Annotated in this window: 26 protein-coding genes and 1 pseudogene; 19 read left to right on the top strand and 8 right to left on the bottom strand. The window is 48.9% G+C overall.

From position 1 onward, the window contains the following. The first annotated feature begins 119 nt into the window (after nt 1-119). The 16 genes and pseudogenes from H5P17_RS02035 to H5P17_RS01960 all read left to right on the top strand — a co-directional run bounded on the left by H5P17_RS02035 (nt 120) and on the right by H5P17_RS01960 (nt 15,005). The gene (locus tag H5P17_RS02035; protein ID WP_004213590.1) at nt 120-677 is read left to right on the top strand and encodes a recombinase family protein; all 558 of its coding nucleotides are present in this window, start codon (nt 120-122) and stop codon (nt 675-677) included. Between the two features lie 2 nt (nt 678-679). Further along, nucleotides 680-3,636 (top strand): annotated as a pseudogene (locus tag H5P17_RS02030) (Tn3 family transposase). A gap of 35 nt (nt 3,637-3,671) precedes the next feature. Further along, nucleotides 3,672-3,863 (top strand): plasmid segregation protein ParM domain-containing protein, encoded by a 192-nt coding sequence (locus H5P17_RS02025; RefSeq protein ID WP_050136659.1) that lies wholly within the window; start codon nt 3,672-3,674, stop codon nt 3,861-3,863. 2 nt (nt 3,864-3,865) lie between these two features. Next, nucleotides 3,866-4,240, top strand: a complete 375-nt coding sequence (locus tag H5P17_RS02020) for a plasmid partitioning/stability family protein (protein ID WP_050136660.1) — start codon at nt 3,866-3,868, stop codon at nt 4,238-4,240. 1,235 nt (nt 4,241-5,475) lie between these two features. Further along, a complete protein-coding gene (locus tag H5P17_RS02015; RefSeq protein ID WP_050147528.1) occupies nt 5,476-6,381 on the top strand; it encodes an integrase domain-containing protein in 906 nt (301 codons plus the stop codon). Nucleotides 6,382-6,755: 374 nt separating this feature from the next. After that, nucleotides 6,756-7,043 carry a hypothetical protein gene (locus H5P17_RS02010; RefSeq protein WP_050136662.1) on the top strand — a complete coding sequence of 96 codons (288 nt, stop codon included), beginning with the start codon at nt 6,756-6,758 and terminating at the stop codon, nt 7,041-7,043. Between the two features lie 116 nt (nt 7,044-7,159). Then, complete coding sequence (locus H5P17_RS02005) at nt 7,160-7,444, top strand: hypothetical protein (protein WP_050136663.1); 285 nt, start codon at nt 7,160-7,162, stop codon at nt 7,442-7,444. An 86-nt stretch (nt 7,445-7,530) separates the two neighbouring features. After that, complete coding sequence (locus H5P17_RS02000; RefSeq protein ID WP_050152502.1) at nt 7,531-7,980, top strand: antirestriction protein; 450 nt, start codon at nt 7,531-7,533, stop codon at nt 7,978-7,980. Beyond that, nucleotides 7,980-8,222, top strand: coding sequence for a hypothetical protein (locus tag H5P17_RS01995; RefSeq protein ID WP_050136343.1), 243 nt, complete (start codon nt 7,980-7,982; stop codon nt 8,220-8,222). Before H5P17_RS02000 ends, H5P17_RS01995 begins: the two co-directional genes overlap by 1 nt. 84 nt (nt 8,223-8,306) lie before the next feature. Continuing rightward, nucleotides 8,307-8,648, top strand: coding sequence for a hypothetical protein (locus H5P17_RS01990; RefSeq protein WP_050136345.1), 342 nt, complete (start codon nt 8,307-8,309; stop codon nt 8,646-8,648). Continuing rightward, on the top strand, nt 8,648-9,142 hold the full coding sequence (locus H5P17_RS01985) for a hypothetical protein (RefSeq protein ID WP_050311407.1): 495 nt from the start codon (nt 8,648-8,650) through the stop codon (nt 9,140-9,142). The genes H5P17_RS01990 and H5P17_RS01985 overlap by 1 nt, the downstream gene beginning before the upstream one ends. A gap of 82 nt (nt 9,143-9,224) precedes the next feature. Then, nucleotides 9,225-10,223 carry an ArdC family protein gene (locus H5P17_RS01980; RefSeq protein WP_050136348.1) on the top strand — a complete coding sequence of 333 codons (999 nt, stop codon included), beginning with the start codon at nt 9,225-9,227 and terminating at the stop codon, nt 10,221-10,223. A gap of 22 nt (nt 10,224-10,245) precedes the next feature. Beyond that, nucleotides 10,246-10,566 carry a TA system toxin CbtA family protein gene (locus tag H5P17_RS01975; protein ID WP_072077761.1) on the top strand — a complete coding sequence of 107 codons (321 nt, stop codon included), beginning with the start codon at nt 10,246-10,248 and terminating at the stop codon, nt 10,564-10,566. Between the two features lie 334 nt (nt 10,567-10,900). Next, nucleotides 10,901-11,260: a DUF305 domain-containing protein gene (locus tag H5P17_RS01970; RefSeq protein WP_050136350.1), complete on the top strand. Its 360-nt coding sequence runs from the start codon at nt 10,901-10,903 to the stop codon at nt 11,258-11,260. Between the two features lie 421 nt (nt 11,261-11,681). Continuing rightward, nucleotides 11,682-13,277, top strand: coding sequence for a multicopper oxidase CueO (gene cueO / locus H5P17_RS01965; protein WP_050136352.1), 1,596 nt, complete (start codon nt 11,682-11,684; stop codon nt 13,275-13,277). Between the two features lie 432 nt (nt 13,278-13,709). Then, entirely contained in the window at nt 13,710-15,005 is a 1,296-nt protein-coding gene (locus H5P17_RS01960) for a type II restriction endonuclease (protein WP_211135964.1), read from the top strand. Nucleotides 15,006-15,151: 146 nt separating this feature from the next. On the opposite strand, the gene H5P17_RS01955 is transcribed toward H5P17_RS01960, so the two are convergent. The 7 genes from H5P17_RS01955 to H5P17_RS01925 all read right to left on the bottom strand — a co-directional run bounded on the left by H5P17_RS01955 (nt 15,152) and on the right by H5P17_RS01925 (nt 22,039). Continuing rightward, the gene (locus H5P17_RS01955; protein WP_050136354.1) at nt 15,152-15,586 is read right to left on the bottom strand and encodes a hypothetical protein; all 435 of its coding nucleotides are present in this window, start codon (nt 15,584-15,586) and stop codon (nt 15,152-15,154) included. Between the two features lie 238 nt (nt 15,587-15,824). Further along, on the bottom strand, nt 15,825-17,243 hold the full coding sequence (locus tag H5P17_RS01950; RefSeq protein ID WP_182820966.1) for a heavy metal sensor histidine kinase: 1,419 nt from the start codon (nt 17,241-17,243) through the stop codon (nt 15,825-15,827). Beyond that, the gene (locus H5P17_RS01945; RefSeq protein WP_050136360.1) at nt 17,240-17,920 is read right to left on the bottom strand and encodes a heavy metal response regulator transcription factor; all 681 of its coding nucleotides are present in this window, start codon (nt 17,918-17,920) and stop codon (nt 17,240-17,242) included. Before H5P17_RS01945 ends, H5P17_RS01950 begins: the two co-directional genes overlap by 4 nt. Before the next feature lie 58 nt (nt 17,921-17,978). Continuing rightward, nucleotides 17,979-18,911, bottom strand: coding sequence for a copper homeostasis membrane protein CopD (copD, locus tag H5P17_RS01940; protein WP_050136363.1), 933 nt, complete (start codon nt 18,909-18,911; stop codon nt 17,979-17,981). A gap of 5 nt (nt 18,912-18,916) precedes the next feature. After that, nucleotides 18,917-19,297 (bottom strand): copper homeostasis periplasmic binding protein CopC, encoded by a 381-nt coding sequence (gene copC / locus H5P17_RS01935; protein WP_050136368.1) that lies wholly within the window; start codon nt 19,295-19,297, stop codon nt 18,917-18,919. A gap of 28 nt (nt 19,298-19,325) precedes the next feature. Then, the gene (locus H5P17_RS01930; protein WP_226716387.1) at nt 19,326-20,183 is read right to left on the bottom strand and encodes a copper resistance protein B; all 858 of its coding nucleotides are present in this window, start codon (nt 20,181-20,183) and stop codon (nt 19,326-19,328) included. A 38-nt stretch (nt 20,184-20,221) separates the two neighbouring features. Further along, the gene (locus H5P17_RS01925; protein ID WP_050136374.1) at nt 20,222-22,039 is read right to left on the bottom strand and encodes a copper resistance system multicopper oxidase; all 1,818 of its coding nucleotides are present in this window, start codon (nt 22,037-22,039) and stop codon (nt 20,222-20,224) included. A 254-nt stretch (nt 22,040-22,293) separates the two neighbouring features. Here H5P17_RS01925 and H5P17_RS01920 point away from each other — a divergent pair, with 254 nt between their 5' ends. The 3 genes from H5P17_RS01920 to H5P17_RS01910 all read left to right on the top strand — a co-directional run bounded on the left by H5P17_RS01920 (nt 22,294) and on the right by H5P17_RS01910 (nt 23,890). Further along, nucleotides 22,294-22,734 (top strand): hypothetical protein, encoded by a 441-nt coding sequence (locus tag H5P17_RS01920; protein ID WP_050136377.1) that lies wholly within the window; start codon nt 22,294-22,296, stop codon nt 22,732-22,734. Between the two features lie 69 nt (nt 22,735-22,803). Next, nucleotides 22,804-23,001: a hypothetical protein gene (locus H5P17_RS01915; RefSeq protein WP_050136380.1), complete on the top strand. Its 198-nt coding sequence runs from the start codon at nt 22,804-22,806 to the stop codon at nt 22,999-23,001. Nucleotides 23,002-23,152: 151 nt separating this feature from the next. After that, on the top strand, nt 23,153-23,890 hold the full coding sequence (locus H5P17_RS01910) for a peptidoglycan DD-metalloendopeptidase family protein (RefSeq protein WP_050919680.1): 738 nt from the start codon (nt 23,153-23,155) through the stop codon (nt 23,888-23,890). Nucleotides 23,891-23,919: 29 nt separating this feature from the next. Here the strand turns inward: H5P17_RS01910 and H5P17_RS01905 are convergent, their stop codons facing one another. Next, complete coding sequence (locus H5P17_RS01905; RefSeq protein ID WP_050136383.1) at nt 23,920-24,111, bottom strand: DUF2933 domain-containing protein; 192 nt, start codon at nt 24,109-24,111, stop codon at nt 23,920-23,922. Nucleotides 24,112-24,132: the final 21 nt, after the last annotated feature.

Raw genomic sequence — 24,132 nt, 5'->3', positions numbered from 1 at the left:
AACCTGATGTCAGATGCTTGGCGCAAAGCACGTCAGAATAGAGTTGTAGTTTGTATTTATTGACATAAGCCGCCAAGGGTAATAGATTTCATCCTGACACTTTTACCTTTGGAGGCACCTTGCAAGGTCAACGCATTGGCTATATCCGCGTCAGCAGCTTCGACCAGAACCCTGATCGGCAACTGGAGCAAATCGAAGTCGGTAAGGTATTCACCGATAAGGCTTCCGGCAAGGACACGCAACGTCCCGAACTTGAAAGGCTGCTGGCCTTTGTGCGCGAGGGCGACACCGTGGTGGTGCACAGCATGGACAGGTTGGCACGCAATCTCGATGACCTGCGCCGCATCGTTCAGGGGCTGACACAACGGGGCGTGCGGATGGAGTTTGTCAAAGAAGGGCTGGCGTTCACCGGCGATGACTCACCGATGGCCAATTTGATGCTGTCGGTCATGGGGGCTTTTGCGGAGTTCGAGCGCGCACTGATCCGCGAACGCCAGCGCGAGGGAATCGTGCTGGCCAAGCAGCGCGGTGCCTACCGGGGACGAAAGAAATCGCTGAACAGCGAACAAATTGCCAAGTTGAAACAGCGAGTCGCGGCAGGCGATCAAAAAACCTTGGTGGCCCGTGACTTCGGCATCAGTCGCGAAACCTTGTACCAGTACCTGCGGGAAGACTGATCATGCCGCGCCGCTCAATCCTGTCCGCCACCGAGCGCGAAAGCCTGCTGGCACTACCAGATGCCAAAGACGAACTGATACGGCACTACACGTTCAACGAAACCGACCTATCGGTGATCCGCCAGCGTCGCGGCGCTGCGAATCGATTGGGCTTCGCTACTTGCGATTCCCTGGCATCTTCTTGGGCATCGATGAGCCTCCGTTTCCGCCCCTGTTGCGCATGGTGGCCGCACAACTCAAGGTGCCGGTGGAAAGTTGGAACGATTACGGCCAGCGCGAGCAGACGCGGCGGGAGCACTTGGTCGAGCTGCAAACGGTGTTCGGGTTCAAGCCCTTCACCATGAGTCACTACCGGCAAGCCGTGCATACATTGACCGAGCTGGCCTTGCAGACCGATAAAGGCATTGTGCTGGCCAGCGCCCTTGTCGAAAACCTGCGGCGCCAGAGCATCATCCTGCCCGCCATGAATGCCATCGAGCGCGCGAGCGCCGAGGCCATCACCCGTGCCAACCGGCGCATTTACGCGGCGTTGACCGATTCTTTGTTATCGCTCCACCGTCAGCGCCTGGACGAACTTCTCAAGCGCAAGGACGGCAGCAAATTGACGTGGCTGGCATGGCTGCGCCAGTCGCCCGTCAAGCCGAACTCTCGGCATATGCTTGAACACATCGAGCGCCTCAAGGCTTGGCAGGCGCTTGACCTTCCCGCAGGCATCGAGCGACAAGTTCACCAGAACCGCCTGCTCAAGATCGCCCGTGAGGGTGGGCAGATGACGCCTGCCGATCTGGCAAAGTTCGAGATGCAACGACGCTATGCCACTCTGGTTTCGCTGGCCATTGAAGGCATGGCCACCGTCACCGACGAAATCATCGACCTGCACGACCGCATCATTGGCAAACTATTCAACGCCGCCAAGAACAAGCATCAGCAGCAGTTTCAGGCTTCCGGCAAGGCGATCAATGACAAGGTGCGGATGTATGGCCGCATCGGCCAAGCCTTGCTGGAAGCCAAACAGAGCGGCGGCGATCCGTTCGCCGCCATCGAGGCCGTAATGCCGTGGGATACCTTCGCCGCCAGCGTCACGGAGGCGCAAAAGCTCGCGCAGCCGGAGAGCTTCGACTTTCTGCATCGCATCGGTGAAAGCTACGCCACGTTGCGCCGCTACGCGCCGCAGTTCCTGGACGTACTTAAGTTACGGGCGGCACCAGCCGCCAAGGGCGTACTCGATGCCATCGAGGTGCTTCGCGGCATGAACAGCGACAACGCCCGCAAGGTGCCCGCCGACGCGCCGACCGCATTCATCAAGCCACGCTGGGCGAAACTGGTGCTCACGGACGATGGCATTGACCGGCGCTACTACGAGCTGTGCGCCCTGTCAGAGCTAAAGAACGCGCTGCGATCAGGCGATGTCTGGGTGCAGGGTTCGCGCCAGTTCAAGGACTTTGATGAGTACCTGGTGCCGGCCGAGAAGTTCGCTACTCTGAAGCTGGCCAACGAATTGTCGCTGGCAGTGGCCACCGATTGCGATCAGTATTTGCACGACCGACTGGCATTGCTGGAACAGCAGCTTGCCACCGTCAACCGCATGGCGGCGGCCAATGATCTGCCGGATGCCATCATTACCGAGTCCGGCCTGAAGATCACGCCGCTGGACGCGGCGGTGCCGGAGACCGCACAAGCCCTAATCGACCAGTCGGCGATGCTGCTGCCACACGTCAAGATTACCGAACTGCTGATGGAAGTTGATGAGTGGACAGGCTTCACCCGGCATTTCACGCATCTGAAGACCGGCGACACGGCCAAGGACAAAACCTTGCTGCTGACGACGATCCTGGCTGATGGCATCAATCTCGGGCTAACCAAGATGGCCGAGTCCTGCCCAGGCACGACTTACGCCAAGCTGTCGTGGCTGCAAGCCTGGCACATCCGGGATGAAACGTACTCAACGGCGCTGGCCGAACTGGTCAACGCGCAGTTCCGGCAATCCTTTGCCGGAAACTGGGGCGATGGCACCACGTCATCGTCGGATGGCCAAAATTTCAGAACCGGCAGCAAAGCGGAGAGCACCGGGCATATCAACCCGAAGTATGGAAGCAGTCCAGGCCGGACGTTTTATACCCATATCTCCGACCAGTACGCGCCCTTCAGCACCAAGGTAGTCAACGTCGGCGTGCGTGATTCAACCTATGTGCTCGATGGCCTGCTGTACCACGAGTCGGACTTGCGGATCGAGGAGCACTACACCGACACAGCGGGCTTTACCGATCATGTCTTCGGCCTGATGCACCTACTGGGCTTCCGATTCGCGCCACGTATCCGAGACCTGGGCGACACCAAGCTATTCATCCCAAAGAGCGATACCGCCTATGACGCGCTCAAGCCGATGATTAGCAGCGACCGGCTGAACATCAAGCAGATACGCGCCCATTGGGATGAAATCTTGCGGCTCGCGACCTCGATCAAGCAGGGTACGGTGACGGCCTCGCTGATGTTGCGCAAGCTCGGCAGCTATCCGCGTCAGAACGGACTGGCCGTTGCACTGCGCGAGCTGGGGCGCATTGAGCGCACGCTGTTCATACTGGATTGGCTGCAAAGCGTGGAGCTGCGTCGCCGCGTTAATGCCGGACTGAATAAGGGCGAAGCGCGCAACGCGTTGGCCAGGGCTGTCTTTTTCTACCGATTGGGTGAAATCCGCGACCGCAGCTTTGAGCAACAACGCTACCGAGCCAGCGGCCTCAATCTGGTGACGGCGGCCATCGTGTTGTGGAACACGGCCTATCTGGAACGGGCAACCAATGCTTTGAACGGGCACGGCAAACCGGTAGACGAGACGCTGTTTCAATACCTGTCACCGCTGGGGTGGGAACACATCAATCTGACCGGCGATTACCTCTGGCGCAGCAGCACCAAGGTCGGCGCAGGCAAGTTCAGACCGTTGCGACCACTGCCACCGGCTTAACGTGCTTTATTTTCCGTTTTCTGAGACGACCCCAAATGGAATCTGCTTCCTTGGCTGATGGTGTGAGAAATGAAATTGAATCCTTCAGCGGCATGCATCGTATATATCTGACAGGAGGAGGTGCGGAAATTATCTATTCCTATATCAAGGAATATTTCCCTCGTCATAAAGTGAGTAAAGTAGAAGAGCCACAATTTGCCTTGGTGAAGGCGATGGTCAGGGCGTAATTATGGATGATAAACGAAAGAAGATTGTTGCGTATTTACATCCATCAATATACCTGCAAGATAAATTTGCGCAACACTATGTTGAAAGTTTACCGACGCAAGTTCGGGGTGATTTTTACCGGCAAGCCATTATTTGCGGAGCTGCATTATCCTCTGTTGATCCTCGTTTGGTTAACTTGATTAGTGGTTTTTTTAATGGGGCGCTAACAGCCGATAATGTGATTAAACTGATAGAGCAGGTGACGTGTTACCAATCAAAATCAACCGGTGTTGATGTTATTCCTCCAGTGTCTTCAGGCATTGAGGGTTATATTAAACCGGTAGCTAAACTGGCGGAGAAAAAAGCGATTGTGAACCTGTCAATGTTGAAAAAATAAAGTGAGTTATGCACATATCCACGGTCAGAAAAGCCAGTGAAGCCGGGGGCCACCCAGCACACCGGCAAACGGGAGCGGTCTGTGAGCGGGGCAAGCGAACAGACTCTGGCGGTGGGTATGTGCAAAACTCCAACGCTTCTGCTGCATATATCCCCCCTTGTTTCTGTTGAAGATCTCTGAACTCTCCTTTATGATCCCCCCGTTCTATCGTTGTCGATGACAACAGCCAATGCTTTCAGCGCAAGGAGTGCGCAGGTGATCTGAGAGAAGCGCCCTAGGGTGATCACACAGCCAAAGTCATACGGAGAGAAGCGTGGTCTGAGACTGACGCTTTCGAGCGACCACAGCCAATGCGACCTTAACCTGAAAGGACGCGCTTTAGAGCGGTAACCCCCCTGAACCTTTGAGAGCGGGGATCGCAGTTCACTGCGATGAAGGTGCACTTATCCACTCACAGACCGTCAGTTTCATCACGACAACTGACACCCCAGCGGGAAACTTCCCGGCGGGTTTAGTTTCTCCATGACCAGGAGAAACATCACGTCTATGCCCTTATCTTTTTGGACCGACGTCCAGCAATCCGGCAACATTTGCGGCGTTCTGCTATGCCAATTGGAACATTTGGCATCTGCAGAAGAGGCATTTGGCGCGGGAGTTGCGCAGCGCGTCACTTGTGTAATTGCGAAGCATATACCAAGTGACGCGCAAAGCGCATAACGGACGAACCCACGTAATACGGGCTTTACCAACGTTTTCTACGCTCTGACCGACACGTAGTACGCTGGCCGAACAAGGGGCTACAGAACGTCCAGCGCAGTAAAAGGCCATTTTTTAAACCATCGCGTCGTAAAAACGGGGTAACCCCATGAAGACGCTTATCTATGAAATAAAGGAGAACAATCGACTCGGTAACGATGGCAACATCAGTGAAAGCTGATGGATGGAGGTGACCTGGCAATAGTCAGGTACCGGCGCAAGCCGCAAGCAGCTCAGCGAGCTGTGGATACCTCACAAGAACTCAACATTTTGCCACCCCGATGCACAGTTATCAGTCGAGCCGCAGGAAGCGCAAATCAAACCGTGTCGTCGGGGCCAGGATGTATCACCGTCGTGCTGAACGTTGTTCAGACGTTTTTGGCGTACATCAAAAATGCAGTTCGGTACGTCCTTCGTCCTTCATCCTTCAGGACGAAGGCGGTAATGTCGTGCGTTTTTCAGGACGAAAGGAGTGGGGGATGTCGAGAGCCAATAAGCAGTTAAGTAAGCAATTGATCACATTGGCGCGAAAATCGGGCGGAAGTTTTAAAACTGTTTCAGATCGCGTCAGAATAGCGTCTCGTTTCGCCGAAAGTATGTTGAAATTAAATATCCAGATCCGCGATATCAGTAACATAAAAACCAATCATGTTGAGCTATACATAAAAAATCGTCAGTCTGAAAATATATCAAAACGGACGATGCAAAATGAAATGGCGGCTATTCGGGCGATGTTTTCTACTGCTGGCAGGACGAAACTCGCCGATCCAAATCATGAACGATTAAGTAATTCAGCTCTCGGCTTATCTGGGGCCAGTCGTGACGGTTCAAAAGTCGCTATTTCAGACGAGCGCTATCACGCAGCGCTCGCCCAGGTCCGTGATAAAGACGAAGGTGTTGCCGCTGCAATGCAATTAGCCCGTTATTTAGGATTGAGAACGGAAGAGACAGTTCAATCCGCCAAGTCATTGAAGACTTGGCGGCAGGCATTAAATAAAGGTGATGAGCGTATACGGATTGTATTCGGAACCAAAGGTGGACGCCCGAGGGATACCACGGTAGTGGATCGCGATACGGTTATTCGCGCAGTCAATGAGGCGATAAAATATGTTGATAAACATAATGGGAAATTAATAGATAAGCCTAATTTGCACTCTGCTATTGATAGATATAGAAATACGCTCAAAGAGGCCGGGTTAACGGGGAGAGAATCTCCGCACAGTCTGCGCTATGCCTATTCTAGAGAAGCGACGGAATATCATATGAATAAAGGATTGAGCCGAAAAGAGGCGGAAGCAATGGTCTCAATGGATTTAGGGCATGGGGACGGGCGCGGGCATTATGTTGCCAGGGTTTATAATAGAGTGGGTGATGATGAATTTTGATCGGCAGTGATAATTGCTGTCGGGTGCCCCTAGGATAGTTGTATTTCTTGCAGGAATGGACTTGTCGAATGCGTTTGAATTGTGTACGATTTTACATGCTAACCCGTTGTCTCTGACAACAGCCAATGTCCTGGTGATTTGAGAAGGACGCCTTCGGGCAATCGCAAGCCAAAGCGACCATAACCTGAGAGGACGCGCTTTAGAGCGGTAACCCCCCTGAACCTTTGAAAGCGGGGATCGCAGTTCACTGCGATGAAGGTGCACTTATCCAACATGCCTTGATTGGCATCCTATCTGATTGACTCACCCTCAAGGGAACACGCTTCCCTTCTGGGGATAGGTGTTCCCTTATTTTTTTGCGTAAGGAAACATCTATGGACTCACACAAAGACAAAGAACTGGCTTTTTTACCGGTATCTATCACGTTATCGGCCTGGGATCGCGCCGTAGACCGCTTCAGCATCGCTGAGTGGGAACGTCGGCAACTTGCGCTGATAAAAGCAGCGCAGGATGCCTGGAGTAATCGGCCAGTTCCTTCCGATACGGAAGTGACATTTTCGTTAACCCTGTTTGTTCGTCTGGGGGAGGAGTCTGTCGAGCTGACAGAGAGCTTCCTGGTGAAATATGACGATTACAAACTGATAATTACTTCAGCGAGCTAATGGCTCTTGTCTCTGCCGGGATGCTTTTCCCCTGGTAGAGATTTTCATTCTCACCTTTACGGGAGCCGATCCCCGTAAAGGGATGACTCCCTGTCATATTTGATACGGAGTGACTTATGACAACCTTTGTTCTTGTCGCGGAATACCGCAATGCAACAGACCGTATGTTTACCCTGGCGAATGCCCATTTCTGCGCCTGCGTTGGGAATGATGAGCGGCGTTCATGGCGGGGTAGTGCGCAACGTCATCTTGCAGAACTGGAAAATCTGAGCTGTAAGCGAGCGAGTGAGCGTGACCGGCGATGTTTTAGCCATGCCAGTCGTTTATTGCGTGAACGTATAGCGATGTTGAACGAACACGGCGAGATGCTGCTACCCAAGTCTGTGGTGAACGTCGCATAACCTTATTGTTACTCAATCCTTTGCGAGACGTGTCCCCCAAAGGGCAGGTTCCGCTCTTTTTTTGGAGAAGGCCTGGAATGATACAGATGACAAAAACACCCGCCGTAACGGCGGAGAACACGGACTGGATGACCGGGTTCTACAACCTGGTATCGGCACTCGTCCAACAGGGTTTTTCCCAGGACAGTGCCACGCTCCATGTGGTCAGCTTTACTCAGATGTCCTACGCCTATGCCCGTAAGTTCAGTCAGGACTATGGCGAGGACTATGGCAGTGATTTCTGGCACTGGTACACCCAATCCGATGGCGGATTCTTTGTCTGTCCGCAGACAGAAAAAACCTATCGCGTTGAGGTTCACTCAAACTATTACCGGGGTGAGATGAGTGCCCAGGCGTTGGGAATGACGGTGTCATTGTATGCCCTGTGCGTCCTGGCGGAATCGGGTCATGATTTTTTGATCGAGAGCTACCATCGACTGCGTGATTTTGCGGTGCGGCATTCTGAATGGGCTGCTATTGGCGGAGCGATTGACTGATGGCCGCTATCTTAACGGTGGCTGAAGCCATTCAAAAACTTCAACGGCGTGCGGATCAGGACGAAATGATCCTGCTGGATCTGTGGTACGCCGAAGATGTTCAGTCTCAAGACGAGACGGCGACCCCTGGCGAAGCCATAGCAGCCCTTGAACAGGCTGTTCATGACTTTGATGCCAACACGGGGATCTGCTGGTTAACGCTGGAGGCTGCATTAGAGGTTGTTCGAACCCAGGGCAGCTAAACCGATGTTTTGATTTTACTCACCCATAGGGGCTGACCTCCCTATCGGGGGTAAGTCCCTTTTCTAATTATAAAGGAACTTACCATGATGACGACAAACCAGGCCAACAGCCCCTTTTCTCTCGATGACTTGTGTGAACTGGCTAACCTTGAAGGTGATTTGCTGGTGATTGCAGCACACGAGAAGTTGGATATCGGCACTCAGCCGGATGAAGACAATTTTACCGATAACATCTGGGCGGTTGCTCATATGGCTCAAACTGTTGCGAGAAAATGTGGGTTGGAGCCACTCCGTTATACCCATCCGCCATGCAAAGTTTTGTTCGAAGACGTCATTGCTCTGGGCAGAACGGTTTGCCCTGGAGCCTGGGACCACTTCTATGAAGCGGGGCTAGAGGAGTCAAGGGCAATTCTGGCGGGATGGTAATGCGTAGATGTTACTTCTTCACCCCTATCAAGACGGTTCCCCATGAGGCCTGGAGTGAGCTGTGCCGTGCAATAACCCGAGTGCATCATCGGGTTCGCAACGAGCCGGGTTTTTGCTGGTTGGGTAAGCCTTTGACTGTCTATGACCACAGTGGAACAAAACCACTGAGGTATGACGACAGTCTGGTCGGTCTGGGCGTTATCGCCTTTAACGGTGATTTTGGCGCAGGCCTGTCAGGTGATCCTCTTTGCCTGGTTCGGTTGTGTTCTTCCGAACGGCGGCAAAGTCAGTGCAATACCTTCCATCACCCTTACGATTTTCTGGTGATGGCGGTACTGCTGCTGGTCAGCCATTACTGCCCGACGTGCTACGCCCTTCATTCGACGGTCGGACGTACCGAGTGGCAACAGGTGACTGACTGGTTAAACACCCACTTACATCTGGCGGTGACGTTACCTCCAGGACTTCACCACACTGACGCTATTATCGGTTAATGCGATTCTAGCACTGACAACCCTTGCGGGGATTTATTCCCGCAAGGGGGTAAGTCCCCGTTTTTTATGGCGAGGACTTACCATGACAACGAAACAGACCAGGAAAAAGGCAGCATCACGTCACCAGGATAAAGTGGACCTGTTCCAGGTCGTGACGGATAAAATTGTCGCGGCGCTGGAGAAGGGCACGTCTCCGTGGCGCAAACCGTGGCGTACTGTTGCCGGCGGCCGTTCTGTCAACATGAGCGGGTTACCGGCCAACGCGATTACTGGACGGGCCTACAGCGGTATCAATGTGTTGTTGCTGTGGATTGATGCAGCAGAGAAGGGGTTTACCTCACATCGCTGGCTGACGTTCAAACAGGCACTGGATGTGGGCGGTAACGTGCGTAAAGGCGAGAAATCCACACTGGTGACCCTGTTTAAGCCGTTCGAAAAAAAAGAGACTGACGATCAAGGCAAGCCTCTTTTTGATGAGAAGGGTAACGCCGTGGTCTCCAGGCGGAATTTCATGACCAGTTTTCACCTGTTCAACGTTGAGCAGTGTGAGAATTTACCCGAGAAATTGCTGACGCCGGTGAGTGTGGCCGGTGATGCTGAGGAAACACCCGAGCAACACGATATTGAGCGTATCCAACGGGCAGAACAGGTGGTTGCCTGCAGTGGCGTACCGGTGGTACACCGGCATCAGGATCAGGCGTTCTACAGCCCTAGAGCCGACCGTATCACAATGCCAGAAGCGGTGCAGTTCCATCGCCCGGCAGATTACTACAGTACACTGTTGCATGAGCTGGTGCATTCAACCGGTCACATCTCCCGCCTGGCGCGAGAAGGCATCACGTCTTCTTCACGCCGGTTCGGGGACCCGGTGTATGCGTTCGAAGAGCTTGTGGCGGAAATCGGTTCGGCATTTTTGTGCGCTGAAGTAGGTATCCAGGGTGATGTTCAGCATGAGAGCTATATTGCCTCATGGCTGAAGGCACTGAAAGAAGACAAAAAGGCCATCTTCCAGGCAAGCCGTTTTGCCCGTGAAGCCTTTGAGTACCTTATTTTACGTGAACAGACCCTGGCTGCAGCCTGAACCTATATCGGAGGAATTAACGATGGATACCCATGAAGTTCGTGAATACCAGACGATAGCGGCGTATTTGCTGGAGAAGCATTTTGGGCTGACGTTGAACGACACCAACCTGCATGACGATGCTGTTGTACAGGGGCTGGTTGAGCTTAACGTGCCGGTGTTTGAAGCGATAAACCAACTGGTCGAAAAGTACCACCTGGACAGGATTGACCAGAACGTCTGGTCTCCCCGAAGTCCCTTACTGACGCCGAGCAACTTCCTGGTTGCCGTATTGGAAATTGTGCCGGGGAAAGTCCAACTCGTCTGTATCGATGAGGCTGGCGACAAACCAACGCAGCACTGATTTTTAACACAGGGTTGCTAAGTCAACCTATCACTCCCCAGGGAAAATATTTCCCTGGGGAGATGTTTTCCTTTTTATTTCAGGAAACATCCCTATGATAACCCTCAATCCGCATGTTACGGAATTTATTGCATTATTTAACCAAACCTCGCTCTACCACTATCGTTATGAGGTCTTCCGGGATTTTGTATAGATGGCTGCTTGCGCAGTCCACAATCAGGTCGCTTTTTCGCGGGAGCTTTGAGGACGAGTATGCACTTACGACATAAACGTTCTGAATTACAAATAACAGCTATACTTTCAAACGAACGAATTCACTTGAAAGGGTAGTAAAATGAATAAAAAAATGTTGTTCCTAACAGTGTTGTTAATGTCACCTGTGGCAGTCTTCGCCGCCAACCAGACCATGCAAATGGGGGGGCATGGATCACTGTCTCCAGCATCTCAAGAGTTGATGGCTGGAATGAAGACTATGCATGATGACATGATGGCGGGAGTAATGTCATCGGATCCAGATGTAGCCTTTGCTAAAGGGATGATAGCTCATCATCAAGGTGCCATTAAGATGTCGGAAACGCAGCTTAAATTCGGCAAAGATCCCGAAATGAGAAAGCTGGCAGAAGAAATCATAAAAGCCCAGCAACCAGAAATTGACCAGATGCAAGAATGGCTAAAAAACCACCAAAAACAATAAAGTGGTTTTAGATCATCGGTGCAAGAGAGGTCGTTGATTAATTATAGAAAAATGAAAGGGTGGGGTTTGGCTGAGGCATCAGAAATCCTCATGGTAATGTCCGAAATCCCTGCTCTAAATCATAATGTTTATCATTTGCATTTGAGAAATACATACCATAACCTGAATGAACGCGAAGTGATGGCTGTAGGTCGGCACAGGTAAGCCCCCATCACATTAAAACGATACTACTAAAAGGTGATGCAGTGGGTAGCTGCATCACTAACAGGTGGTACCAGATGGCACAAAGATATCTTTGTTGATATCACCCCAGCCGTTTATCGGTTTATTCGTCGTAAATGCTAAGTCATTTCATTAAAATCGATGTTTTCTGAAAGATATCAAAAGCCATGTAATTAGCCCTGAAACTCAGGAGTTGAATATGCAACGTCGCGATTTTATTAAGTTAAGTGCAGCATTGGGTGTTGCCACTACGTTACCTTTGTGGAGTTCTCGTGTTTTTGCAGCGAGCTATCCCGCTCTACCAATCCCCCCTTTGTTAGAACCTGATGCTCAAGGCCTGATCGCATTAACCATTCAATCAGGGAAAACCCTTTTCCGAGGGACACCCCCTACTACAACATGGGGTTATAACGGTGCGCTACTGGGGCCAGCTTTACGTTTAAAAAAAGACAATGATGTTACTTTATTAATTAATAACCAATTAACAGAAGCGACGACAGTTCATCTGCATGGTTTGGAGGTTCCTGGAAGTGCTGATGGCGGACCACAAGCGATCATTGAACCCGGCAAGAGCAGGAAAACACAATTCAAGGTTGATCAACAAGCAGCAACCTGTTGGTTCCATCCACATCCTCATCATGTCAGTGGGTACCATGTTGCCATGGGATTAGGCGGACTTATCCTTGTTGAAGACAAGGAAAGTAGTTATTTAACCCTACCCAAAAATTGGGGAGTAGATGATATTCCAGTCATTTTACAAGATAAAAGGCTTAACAGTGAGGGGCAGGTTGATTACAAAATGGATGTGATGACCGCTGCTATTGGCTGGTTTGGCGATCTGATGCTGACAAATGGCGCGGTGTATCCCCAGCATGTTTCTCCTCGCGGATGGTTACGCCTACGCTTTTTGAATGGTTGTAATGCACGCTCTTTAAGATTAGCTACCAGTGATAAACGAGCCATGTATGTGATAGCCAGCGACGGGGGCTATCTTTCAGAGCCGGTAAAAATCACAGAGTTACCTATTTTAATGGGGGAAAGATTCGAAGTATTGGTTGATACGTCGGATGGAAAACCTTTTGATATTGTGGCATTACCCGTGCAACAAATAGGGATGACATTAGCGCCGTTTGATGACGTTTTACCGGTTTTGCATATAGAAACTTCGTTAAAAGTAGGGGAGAAAAATCTTCCAGAAAGTTTGGTGACACTTCCTGCTATACCTTCAACTGAAGGCATGACCCAGCGCTCATTACTGTTATCTATGGATCCTCAAGTTGACATCCAGGGTATGCAAGCGTTGATGGATCGATTTGGTGAGAAAGCCATGGCAGGCATGAGTATGGAAGATCATGGGAAAATGAAAATGGATCCTGCAATGACAATGTATGGCGATATGATGAAAGGTATGGATCATGGTGGTGCGACGACAGGTGGAAAAATTGATTTGTTCAATGCCAACTTTATTAATGGGCTACCATTCAACATGAAGAAACCGATGTTTGATGCAAAAAAAGGTCAGTACGAAAAATGGACGATTTCGGGTGTAGGGGACATGATGCTGCATCCATTCCATATCCATGGTACTCAATTCAGGATCCTCTCAGAGAATGGGAAACCCCCGGCGGCGCATCGCAGTGGCTGGAAAGATACCGTTCATGTTGAGGGAGCCGTCAGTGAGGTGTTAGTACAATTTAATCATCTGGCTCCGCCTGAGAAAGCCTTTATGGCTCATTGCCATCTGTTAGAACATGAAGACACTGGAATGATGATGTCATTCACAGTCAGCGCATAATCTTTTACATGGCGCTGTCCATAGACGTAACGCCATGAGTCTCGTCTTGCTACATTTGGCTGAAACACTCACAGTATCATCCACGTGTAGCACATAACTTTTGGCGTCGTCAAAATATCGGGACAAAATCAGCTAACAGTGACGAGTTTTGGGAACGGCTATCCCTGTACTTCAATTCTAGCCAGAGAAACAACCTTAGCAAAGAGACTCACTCCCCCCGATTCATGATGATGGCCAGATGTGGAAAAAATTTCAAAAATGTTCCGCAATTGATAGCCAATTTGATTGTAGCCGTTATCACCCTGACTAGCTTAAACTATGCCAACCATGCTGGTGGGATATCACGCTCAGTCCTCACGCTGTTAGTTCTACCATCTTAAAAAAGGTAGAAATCATAAATAGTTATCATGCTTTTTTGCAAAAGGTTCTTCAATGGAGATGAATCACCAGAAACATATTCGTCATTTAATTGAACAATGGCGGCATGATCCTCAAGCCACCTATCAGACATGGTTCTTATGGGATAAGCGCTTGAAGAATTTTAGGTCGATCCGGAACGGTATCAGCATTGTTGTGGATGAGATAGAACAGGGAACATTTGGGGTGACATACCGTGGTTCATCTCTCGAGACTATTGTGCATTCGGTTGCTGAACAAAAACAAATATTCAAAGGGGCGGATCATGCGTTTCTTTGGAAACCCAAACTTCGTATTCCTGATATCTATGAAAATCCGCATCATCAGAAAGCCTTTGGTCGTCTGCTTCATGCCTGCTCTTGTTCCGGTCAGGCTGATGAGATTATCCGCCATATACATACCCTTGATAATGTGAAGATAAAGGGGCTTGGTCCTGCAGTTGCAAACCTCCTTTACTTCTTGCACCCTACCCATGTACCACCTTTTAACACAGCGATAGTCAAGGGATTTAATGCTCTTACTGGTGCGAAAGTCAAGCTGGGAAGTTGGGAGCACTTTCTTGCAATGAGAGAGGGGGTTCTTGCACTTAATGCCCGATATCGTGATTTACTTTCTAACGATCTTGGTGCTATTGCTGGGCTTCTTTTTGATGTTGGTTCGGGTCGTTACCCGGCCCCTCCTCTGGAAGATTCGAGTTCCGCTGTTGAAGATTGGAACATATATCTGAAGGAAGCTATTAGTGCAAAAGAACTGAGCAAGGCGATGCGCCAGGAGGGCGAAAACGAACGGACACACAGCGAAATACAGGCATGGTTGCGAGATATCGGTAAAGGGCTTGGGTATGATGTCTGGATTGCGTCTAATGACCGAGGACGTCAGCATGAGGGCATACCTCTTGCAAAGGGGTGCCTTGAGTGCCTGCCTGAATCCATTACAACCGCGAAGGGAGCGGAAGCGACAAAGTTAATTGATGTGCTCTGGTTTGCTCCTGAAGGCGGTAAGGTTATTGCAGCATTTGAAGTGGAGCATTCAACGTCAATTTATTCAGGTATTGTCCGTATGCTGGATCTGGCGCTTAACGGAAATGATTTTTCTGCCTCAACGGCTTTATTTTTGGTTGCTCCCGATGCACGCGAAAAAGATGTACGTAATCAACTACAGCGACCCGCTTTCAGTAGGATCACAGATTTAAACATTTCCTACCTGCCTTATAGTGGGCTTGAAAAAAACAGGGATGCAATCGTTCGGTTTGGTTCTGGTCTGAAAGCTATTAAAGCGATATCTCATTCACTTACGTTTTCGTCACAGTAAATCTGGGAAACGGAGCAACGGGTTAAAAAAAAGCCCCACTGGCAGGGGCAAAGTCAAAAAAAAGCCCCTACAGTCGGGGCAAATGCCATCATAAAGCGGCATTAACAGGGGGACACAACACACATACTAAGAGTTCGAGCTCAGGATCAGTTAGTCTTGACTTGGCTACGATGTCTTTCGGCTTGCTGCTGATGAATCACGGATGATTGCCCATTGTTGGCTTTTTCATGGACAATGGCCGCTTTTTCATGCTCATCCATCTCTGCGAATGATTTTGATTTAGCCGTGTCATTTGGTGCCTTATCGTCCATCATTTTCTTGTGCATTTCTGCCATATCCTGATGTGCAGGTGCACTGCTGTTTTTCATGGTTTCATGCGACATGGCGGCTTTACCATGTTCATCCATATCCGCCATTTTCGCCCCCGTTCCCTGCACAGCAGAGCCCTGTGTGGTTGACATATTTTGGTGTGCCATCGCTTGGGCATTCTTGACCTGGTCATGTGCATTCACGGTTTCTGCGGCCCAGGCTGAGGAAACAAAGGTCAAGGCAACAGCAGCAGCAATAATAATTTTCTTCATGGTTTATACTCTCCAGTATTCAGCAATAGGTGGTTCGCATTCCATTCATCCAATGCTGATTTATGGCGCGCTACCCTCAGTTTCTTTCTCAGTTCAGGCCTGAAGCGAAACATCATATTCCGCTGTTATCCTGATTTGCTGTTGAGTATAAACACTGGGTTCTGTTTAACCCGTGACGGGATGATGACAATTTTGTCACTCATCAAGGGCACATCTCATCCCCTTTTTTCTGGGGTTTTTATTGTTTCTTCAGTCTACTTTGTTGAAATAGACAGACCCTGAACAATATTTCTCCTCCCTGCTGCTCCACAGATAAATCTCCGCCATGCGTATTGATTATGGAACGTGTTATCGACAGCCCAAGACCTGTACCTTCCGTGTTGTGGACCCTTGATGAGTCTGCTCTGTAAAAGCGATCAAACAACCGGTCAATATTCGCAACGGAAATGCCTGTGGCAGTATTAATGAAACTGATGATCGTATGTTCTTCGTCAGCATCAATCTTGACTGTAATATTTGACTTGTCAGGAGAATATTTAATCGCATTCGACAACAGATTGCTGAACGCCCGGCGGAGCATGTCAGGATCTGCTTGAGCTGTTGCTGAGCCACTCAGGGTTATTCTTTTCTCAGTTTCCGTCGCCAGTGGCTCGAACAACTCAATGAGGTCTTTCAGTTCCCTGGTAAGATCAACATCCTTTTTATCCAGTTGCAGAAGACCATGCTCTGACCTGGCCAGAAAAAGCATGTCACTGCTCATGCGGGATAAGCGTTTGAGTTCATCAAGGTTAGCAAAAAGGATCTCGCGATAATGTCCTGCATCCCTCTCTTTAGCGAGCGCAAACTGTGTCTGCATCATCAGATTACTGACAGGTGTACGCAGCTCGTGAGCAATGTCCGATGAAAAATCAGACAATCGCTGGAATGACCCTTCTAGCCTATCCAGCATGTTGTTAAATTCTCGCATTGTTCCGGCTATTTCAGAGGGTGCTGAATTTGGATCCAGACGCTGGTCAAGATTATTAATTGTGATCCCTGACGCCAGACGTGTCATTTCCCTTAGCGGTTTTAGACCCAGCCGTGTAGTGAGCCAGCCAAGGAAAACTGAAATAAATAGCAACCCAAGATTAAACCAGAACAACCAGTTTCCCAGCTTATCCATAAACTGGGAGTGAAAACCGGTATCCGTGGCCACGGTAATGATGAAATACTTATCCTGTCCGGTAGGTTGGGGTAGGCTAACACGCTGAGAAATACTCCGGTATATCGTCCCGTTCTCTCTATTTTGCAGCATTTTATTTAGAATGCGCCCAGAATTATTTAACAGATTTTCCGGGATTGAGGTATTCTTAGAATAGACGTTAACCACTTTTTCATTATCCGAATTCTTTATGGAAATAAACAATCCAGCATGGCCAATCATGGCGTCATTAATTTTACCATAAAGAGAGTTTATATTTTCAGTGGTGCTGGTTGTCTCGGTTTTCAGGAATTCTTCAGTAAGCTGTAATTTACCGAGAATAAATTCTTTATCCTGATTATCAAAGTAACTGTTAAGTGCAGTAATTAACAAGAAACTTGATGGCCACCATACCGAAAGCATGAAAATGGAAAAAACAAGACTAAGTCGTGTTGTTAGGGAGAACTTTTTTTTCACTCTTCTTTTATCTCCAGAACATAACCTGTACCACGTACGGTATGTATTAGTTTAGGTTCAAAATCATCATCAATTTTGCTTCGCAAGCGACGCACTGCGACATCAATAACATTTGTATCACTGTCGAAATTCATGTTCCATACCAGCGACGATATCAGGCTACGAGGCAGCACTTCTCCGGTTCGTTGTAATAATAATTCAAGCAGGATATATTCTTTTGATGTCAGATGAATCCGTTTTCCAGAACGTATGACTGTCCGGCGTACCATATCCACAGTCAAGTCAGCCAGACTGCAGACAGTCGGACCAAGGGCACGAGATCTGCGCAGAAGTGTTCGTACTCGGGCGACCAGTTCGGCAAAATCAAAGGGTTTGATCAGATAATCATCCGCGCCTAGCTCCAGGCCCTTCACTTTATCCTGGACATTATCTTTCGCAGTGAGAAACAAAACAGGCTCTTCATGGCCGGATTTACGCATCTCCTCGATGATTTGCCAGCCATTTAGGCTCGGCAGCATAATGTCCAGAATAATCAGCTCATAGTGACCCTTCAGTATAGCATTCAGACCTTCACGGCCATTGTGAAAAAGCTCCACATGATACCCGACTTCTTCCAGTCCCTGACGAAGGTAACTGCCTGTTTTTATTTCATCTTCTACAATGAGAATGCGCTGCATTATGTACTCGCTCTCCAGGCCGTACGCCGACCACCCCGTGGAGTGGTCGGCTGTTTCTCTATTTGCCCATGGCGGAAGGAGACAACATTCCCAACCAGGCCACCGCTGCAAGGATAATTATGGCAATAAAGAATTCTGTCAGAATACTTTGGCGCATTAAAGAGATACTTTTACTGTATTCACCCATACTGACTGTGCGTTCCAGGCGTGGGCCAAGATGAAACCTGTTTGCTGCTGCCAGCAACAGCATGAGTCCAAAGAGCCCGGTTTTCGCCAGCAGCAATAACCCCCAGGTACTGTTGACAAGTACAGAAAGAGTGCCTTCGGTAATATACACATAATTGATCGCGGCACTGAGGCTCAATGCCACAACAATAATCGTTCCTGCTGTGGCAAATCCGGCTAGCGACTCCGAGACAACCTCAACAAACTGCTTGTTGTGATTACCTTTACGCAGCAACAGTATTGCAAAGGCCGCCAGCGCTCCTACCCATGTACCCGCAGCGACAAGATGAACAAGATCGCTGAATAAGTGAAGGTAGTAGTGAATGCCGTCGTGCATGACCGCATGCCCCCCCCACGCGAGGGTGGCCAGGGCCACCATGCCCGCCAGAGTGGTTATCCAGCGTGATACTTGCTGACTGCGCTTGTACAGTAAAATACCGGCCAATGCGATAAAAAGTGCAACCAGACGAATGATCCAACTGACACCCACTTCTGTTTCTTCAATCACCATCTCTATAATATGTATTGATAACTCTCTGAAATCCGTCACTCCACTCATGGCATTTGAGACGAGAAGCATATTGAGAAATGTCAGCACAATACCTGAGGTGACCGCAAAGAAGATGAACGACCTAAAATGAATGACTGATTCTTCTTCACGTCGTGTTTTTTTTATTCCATATATCTCAAAAAAAGGCAGTCCAAAAACCAGCATCAAATCGAGATAAAGGAAAAATCGAACTATAATCATTACTTGGTCGTTCATAGCGATCACTTCACAGAGAAGGTATAATTTCCGGTAATAGGGTGTGTATCGGAGGATACCGCCCGCCAGTCAACTCGGTATGTTCCTGCAGGTAATGGTTCTCGAGGGGTGACAACCATGGACTTAGGGTTACTACCTGGTGATACTTTGGCCGCAACGGCCATTGGTGAATGAGAGGACATGCCTTTCATTCCGGTCATGGTTAATTTTGCCCCCGAAAATTTAGTGGCCAAATCTTCGGTAAAATTCAATTCTATTTTTGTAGGCGATGAAACCATTGCATTCGCCTGGGGTTCCGAACTTTTTAATTCAGGATGTGCCATTGCTGAAAAAGCAAGACCGACAGTTAATCCCGAAGCCAGTGCAGCTTGATAAAATAAACGCATAATATTTCCTATTGAATTATTTGGATAATTAAAACCACATCCTGACACCTGCCAGGAAGGCAAATTCGCTGTCCTTCTCGCCGTCATTTTTTGCAAAATCTGATGAGTTTCCATAACGCCGATCCCATGAAACACCGAGGTAAGGGGCAAATTCACGGCGCACCTCATAACGCAATCTGAGGCCGAGTTCGGTATCGGACAGCCCACTGCCTGTTCCCCGTGATTCATCATTCTGGCTGTAGAAATTGACCTCGTAAGAGGGTTGGAGAATAAGTTGGTTGGTCAATAGAATATCGTACTCTCCCCCCAGGCGAAGCGCCGCTTTACCGCCGTTTCCCACAAAGGCAGTGATCTCAGATTCAAAGTTGTAGAGCGCCAGCCCCTGGAAACCTATTGCGCCCCAGGTCTGTGGTGATGAGGGGCGAAAATCCTGCCGGATCCCCGCGACCAGATCCCACCAGGAGCCGATGGCATGCCCCCATAATAACTGGGCTTCTGCACTTTCCGTTTTACCGCCGACCCGCTTGCCCTCACTTTTAACCCACAACCGATCGATATCACCGCCCACCCAACTGTTGACATTCCAGTTGAACATATTGGCAGTATTGCTTTTTTGCCATTCCAACTGGTCAAGCAGAATGAAGTAATTAATGCTACTGTCATGAACTTTATGTCCCTGAAGAGCGTTGAATGCGGCTTTCCTGTCCTCATCCGTAATGGGGCGGATAGGCGTGCGACTCTCCGTTATCACCGGCTCCATGGCTGTCATACTCATGTCTTCTGTCTCGGCTGGTTGCTGCATGGCAGACATATCATGACCCGCATGAGAGGAGACAGGTATAGGTTGACCGGCATACGCCAAGGGAGAAAAGAGTATCCCGACCATGAGGTGTTTAACATTCCACATATTCACATTCACTCTCCTCATTCATCAACCCGAACTTCGCGAAACATGCCCATTTCCATGTGATAAAGAAGATGGCAGTGATAAGCCCAGCGACCCAGCGCGTCAGCCGTGACCCTGTAGCTGCGTTTGGTGCCTGGTGGCATATCAATCGTGTGCTTACGCACTAAAAAATTACCGGTTTCATCTTCTAGATCGCTCCACATGCCGTGCAGATGAATGGGGTGAGTCATCATGGTATCGTTGACAAGTACGATCCGGATGCGTTCTCCGTATTGAAGCAGTAGAGGCCCTGCATCAGAAAACTTGATGCCGTTAAATGACCAGGCGAATTTTTCCATATGGCCGGTCAGATGGAGCTCTATCGTTCGTGTGGGCTCCCGGCCATCGGGATCTTCAAACGTACTTTTAAGATCGGCATAGGTGAGCACTTTACGACCATTGTTTCTGAGTCCGAGACCCGGATCGCTCAGTTTGGGTGACACACTCATGGCCTGCATATCAACAAGCGGATTATTATCCTCAGATGCCGGATGACTCTGCATGCCAGGCATACCCGCCATCTGCGAATGGTCCATTCCAGCCATGTTGCTGTGGTCCATCGGTGACGACGATACCTCTGGTTGCGCCATGTCAGCACCATCCATACTCATCATCTGATCACCCTCTGCCATTCCTGCCATCGTGCTATGGTCCATGCCGGACATACCGTGATCCATTCCCCCCATCCCCATGTCATCCATGGTTAAAACAGGTCGGGGATCCAGAGGAGGTATACGGGCACTGAGCCCCTCACGTATCGCCAGCGTTCCTCGGGCATAACCCGTGCGATCCATGGACTGTGCAAAGATGGTGCAGGCATCTTCTGTTGGCTCGACGATCACATCGTACGTTTCAGCAACTGCAATTCTGAATTCGTCAACAGTAACGGGTTCTACATACTGACCGTCTGCAGCGACAATAATCATCTTCAGACCTGGAATGCGTACGTCAAAGTAGGTCATTGCAGAACCATTAATGAATCTGAGACGAACTTTTTCTCCTCGGGTAAACAGCCCTGTCCAGTTCATCAGGGGAGCTTGCCCGTTCATCAGATAGGTGTAGGTATAGCCACTAACGTCAGCCAGGTCAGTGGGGTTCATTTTCATCTCCGCCCACATTTTGCGGTCGGCAATCGTGGCTGAGAGACCCTTGGTGTTTACATCCCTGAAAAAGGAGCCGACGGTGGGTTTATTAACATTGTAATAATCAGACTGTTTCTTGAGCTTGCTCAATAAGCGTTGAGGGTTCTCATCTGTCCAGTCGGTTAGCATGACCACATGCTCACGATCATATTTAAACGGTTCTGGCTCACGGGCATCAATGATGATGGCACCGTAAACGCCTTCCTGCTCTTGCAAACCTGAATGGCTGTGGTACCAGTAAGTGCCGTTTTGATTGACCTGGAAGGTATAGACATAGGTGTCGTTTGGCTCGATGCCCGCAAAACTGAGCCCTGGAACTCCGTCCATATTGGCGGGCAGAATAATGCCATGCCAGTGAATCGACGTTTGTTCATCCAACTGGTTCTTGACCTTGAGTGTGACTTTGTCACCTTCCTTCCAGCGCAATGTTGGCCCGGGCAGGCCACCATTGATTGTTTTGGCCTGCTTGTTGCTGCCCGTGATGTTGACTGGAGTTTCACTTATTGTCAGATCAAAATGGGTGCCCAGCAGTGTCGGGGGCAGTGGAAGGCTCAGACTGGATCGGGCATTAAAACTCCACACGCCGAGGCCGCTGGTAACGCCGGTGACAGTGAGCCCCTTAATGAAAGAGCGTCGTGTAACTTTTAGCGGCATTATCTTTCTCCCTTTGAGAGTGATTCGAGCAATTCGTAGGCTGCTCTTTGGTGTTTTTGAGACGTGGACTCTGGACATTTTTAAAACTTGAAATGAAGCTAACATAAAAAAATCAACATAATCATTACATTTGCGTAATGTTGGGAGGGTAATTATTTTCATTACATTTACGTCATTTTCCGCACTGACTTTATAAATGAGGTATTATTTTATTACACCCTAAGTGTCAATATAAATAATTAAGGATAACGGTCATGAATAGAATAATTCTTATTACTTTGCTTTCCGCATTTTCCATAGGAACTTCTTTTGCTAATACCAGTGAGCAGGCATTAAATGCTCATCGATTCGTTAATAATGCGTCTGCTGTTTCACATGTCAACGCTTCCGTACATAAAGAAAGTTCAACAAGTGTAAATAAAAATAGGGCAAAGTCATTCTCTGAAATGAATGATCATGAGCGAGCTATCGTTGCACATTCATTTATGAATAACAGCAGCTCGTATGCCCATCAGAAAATTATTGAGTCTCATAAAAAAATGTTAGCACTGGAAGAAAACAAACCTGTTCCGGTTTCTTTTTCTGAGTTAAGTGCTGCCGACCGGGCTGCACTTGTGCATGAAAAAGTCAACAATGCTACCGCACCGGCTCATCAGATACAGGCAGAAAGGATCCGCGCAGCTTATGCAGATTGAGTGTGTATTTCTTCGGAAATTACCTGCCTTCTTTAGTGGAGGATATGATTAATTTGAAAGGAATTTAATATGAAAAACAATGAGTTGTTGAATGTCAGGGTCAGTGATGGTTTGGCCAGACTCTTTGCCGCCTCTGAAGCGATTTCTGATGCTGAGCTGGTAAAACTGGCAGATAAAGCCCGACAAAATGCGGCTCATTATCGCGAGGGCATCAGTCCTAATAACCGCAGTCAGCGCAAAAGTCAATCCTCATCTGGCTTATCATAAAGCGTCAGGATTTTTTGCACGACAACGTATAAAAGATATGTTACAAATATTATGACCATCTGTAGTCCCATTTTGTGTGATTAATGATGACAGATGACCCTGTCCACTCTAGAATAGCGAGTAACAATTATATTACCAGCGAAATTAGCGTATGTATTCTACTGATGTCATTAAGGATGATTTTTATATCACCGCCACCCGATCCGGACTCGGATCGGGTGAAATAGCTGCGCTTAAAAAGTCTATTCCGGATGCCATCAATTTACGGAAACTTAAAATAAATGAAGCCCTACGGCTTGTGGTCGAAAAAAGATCCGGAAAATCTCGCGTGGTCGCTTATAAATTATCTTCAGGAAAAAAAGAATATATCGCGTACCGCATTTCGGATACTGATTTTTATAAATTAGGACGTGATCCCCAATTAACGAACCTGGCTTATCCAAAACCGCCCTCTGCCCGTCTCAGTTCCTCTTTCAATCCAGCTCGCGTTAACCCGGTATCAGGCAAAATCAGTCCCCACAATGGTATTGATTACTCTATGCCGATGAATACGGCGGTGATCAGTGTCATCAGTGGGACAGTGATGAAAGCAGAATACAGCAACTCAATGGGGTATTATGTGGAGGTGGCAGGAAAAGCAGGCGTCAAGACACGATACCTCCATCTCAATAAAATTCTGGTAATGAAAGGCCAGCGAGTCAGTAGCGGTTCGACGATCGCGTTGTCAGGAAACAGTGGTCGTTCCTCTGGACCTCATTTGCATTATGAATTGCTGGTTAAGGATAGCCCCGTTGATTCTCTGGCCTTTCAGCCACAGAAACCGAAAATCGGTAAACTGGAAAAACATGTCTACGCGCACATACAACAGTATGAGCGATTTCTGGATTAACGTTCGGGGTCGACTGGCCCCGAACATCGTTATTTTTTGTCAGAAGAATCCTTTCCTTTATGGTTATGCCCATCCCCATGCCCATGGAAAAAGTGCATAAGCGGACACAAAAGCAGGATCAGATAGGGCCAGTAGCCAGCGACATGTTCCCAGTGCTCCCTGATAAGGGCAAATACCAATATAGCGATCAGGGCAACAAGAGCCAGTGTGCCATTTTTCATGATTTTCCTCCCAATGACCCG

Origin of the sequence: Serratia sp. OS31, assembly GCF_014164835.1 — a bacterium.
GTDB classification, from domain to species: Bacteria; Pseudomonadota; Gammaproteobacteria; order Enterobacterales; family Enterobacteriaceae; genus Serratia; species Serratia liquefaciens_A.
Note: the sequence above shows the minus strand (reverse complement) of the source record. Positions and strands in the feature narration are given on the sequence as shown.

What these genes read in the sequence shown, in the direction of transcription:
- H5P17_RS02025 (WP_050136659.1), top strand. Translation starts at nt 3,672, where the DNA reads ATGGAATCTGCTTCCTTGGCTGATGGTGTGAGAAATGAAATTGAATCC.
- H5P17_RS02020 (WP_050136660.1), top strand. Translation starts at nt 3,866, where the DNA reads ATGGATGATAAACGAAAGAAGATTGTTGCGTATTTACATCCATCAATA.
- H5P17_RS02015 (WP_050147528.1), top strand. Translation starts at nt 5,476, where the DNA reads ATGTCGAGAGCCAATAAGCAGTTAAGTAAGCAATTGATCACATTGGCG.
- H5P17_RS02010 (WP_050136662.1), top strand. Translation starts at nt 6,756, where the DNA reads ATGGACTCACACAAAGACAAAGAACTGGCTTTTTTACCGGTATCTATC.
- H5P17_RS02005 (WP_050136663.1), top strand. Translation starts at nt 7,160, where the DNA reads ATGACAACCTTTGTTCTTGTCGCGGAATACCGCAATGCAACAGACCGT.
- H5P17_RS02000 (WP_050152502.1), top strand. Translation starts at nt 7,531, where the DNA reads ATGACAAAAACACCCGCCGTAACGGCGGAGAACACGGACTGGATGACC.
- H5P17_RS01995 (WP_050136343.1), top strand. Translation starts at nt 7,980, where the DNA reads ATGGCCGCTATCTTAACGGTGGCTGAAGCCATTCAAAAACTTCAACGG.
- H5P17_RS01990 (WP_050136345.1), top strand. Translation starts at nt 8,307, where the DNA reads ATGATGACGACAAACCAGGCCAACAGCCCCTTTTCTCTCGATGACTTG.
- H5P17_RS01985 (WP_050311407.1), top strand. Translation starts at nt 8,648, where the DNA reads ATGCGTAGATGTTACTTCTTCACCCCTATCAAGACGGTTCCCCATGAG.
- H5P17_RS01980 (WP_050136348.1), top strand. Translation starts at nt 9,225, where the DNA reads ATGACAACGAAACAGACCAGGAAAAAGGCAGCATCACGTCACCAGGAT.
- H5P17_RS01975 (WP_072077761.1), top strand. Translation starts at nt 10,246, where the DNA reads ATGGATACCCATGAAGTTCGTGAATACCAGACGATAGCGGCGTATTTG.
- H5P17_RS01970 (WP_050136350.1), top strand. Translation starts at nt 10,901, where the DNA reads ATGAATAAAAAAATGTTGTTCCTAACAGTGTTGTTAATGTCACCTGTG.
- cueO (WP_050136352.1), top strand. Translation starts at nt 11,682, where the DNA reads ATGCAACGTCGCGATTTTATTAAGTTAAGTGCAGCATTGGGTGTTGCC.
- H5P17_RS01960 (WP_211135964.1), top strand. Translation starts at nt 13,710, where the DNA reads ATGGAGATGAATCACCAGAAACATATTCGTCATTTAATTGAACAATGG.
- H5P17_RS01955 (WP_050136354.1), bottom strand. Translation starts at nt 15,586, where the DNA reads ATGAAGAAAATTATTATTGCTGCTGCTGTTGCCTTGACCTTTGTTTCC.
- H5P17_RS01945 (WP_050136360.1), bottom strand. Translation starts at nt 17,920, where the DNA reads ATGCAGCGCATTCTCATTGTAGAAGATGAAATAAAAACAGGCAGTTAC.
- copD (WP_050136363.1), bottom strand. Translation starts at nt 18,911, where the DNA reads ATGAACGACCAAGTAATGATTATAGTTCGATTTTTCCTTTATCTCGAT.
- copC (WP_050136368.1), bottom strand. Translation starts at nt 19,297, where the DNA reads ATGCGTTTATTTTATCAAGCTGCACTGGCTTCGGGATTAACTGTCGGT.
- H5P17_RS01930 (WP_226716387.1), bottom strand. Translation starts at nt 20,183, where the DNA reads ATGGTCGGGATACTCTTTTCTCCCTTGGCGTATGCCGGTCAACCTATA.
- H5P17_RS01925 (WP_050136374.1), bottom strand. Translation starts at nt 22,039, where the DNA reads ATGCCGCTAAAAGTTACACGACGCTCTTTCATTAAGGGGCTCACTGTC.
- H5P17_RS01920 (WP_050136377.1), top strand. Translation starts at nt 22,294, where the DNA reads ATGAATAGAATAATTCTTATTACTTTGCTTTCCGCATTTTCCATAGGA.
- H5P17_RS01915 (WP_050136380.1), top strand. Translation starts at nt 22,804, where the DNA reads ATGAAAAACAATGAGTTGTTGAATGTCAGGGTCAGTGATGGTTTGGCC.
- H5P17_RS01910 (WP_050919680.1), top strand. Translation starts at nt 23,153, where the DNA reads ATGTATTCTACTGATGTCATTAAGGATGATTTTTATATCACCGCCACC.
- H5P17_RS01905 (WP_050136383.1), bottom strand. Translation starts at nt 24,111, where the DNA reads ATGAAAAATGGCACACTGGCTCTTGTTGCCCTGATCGCTATATTGGTA.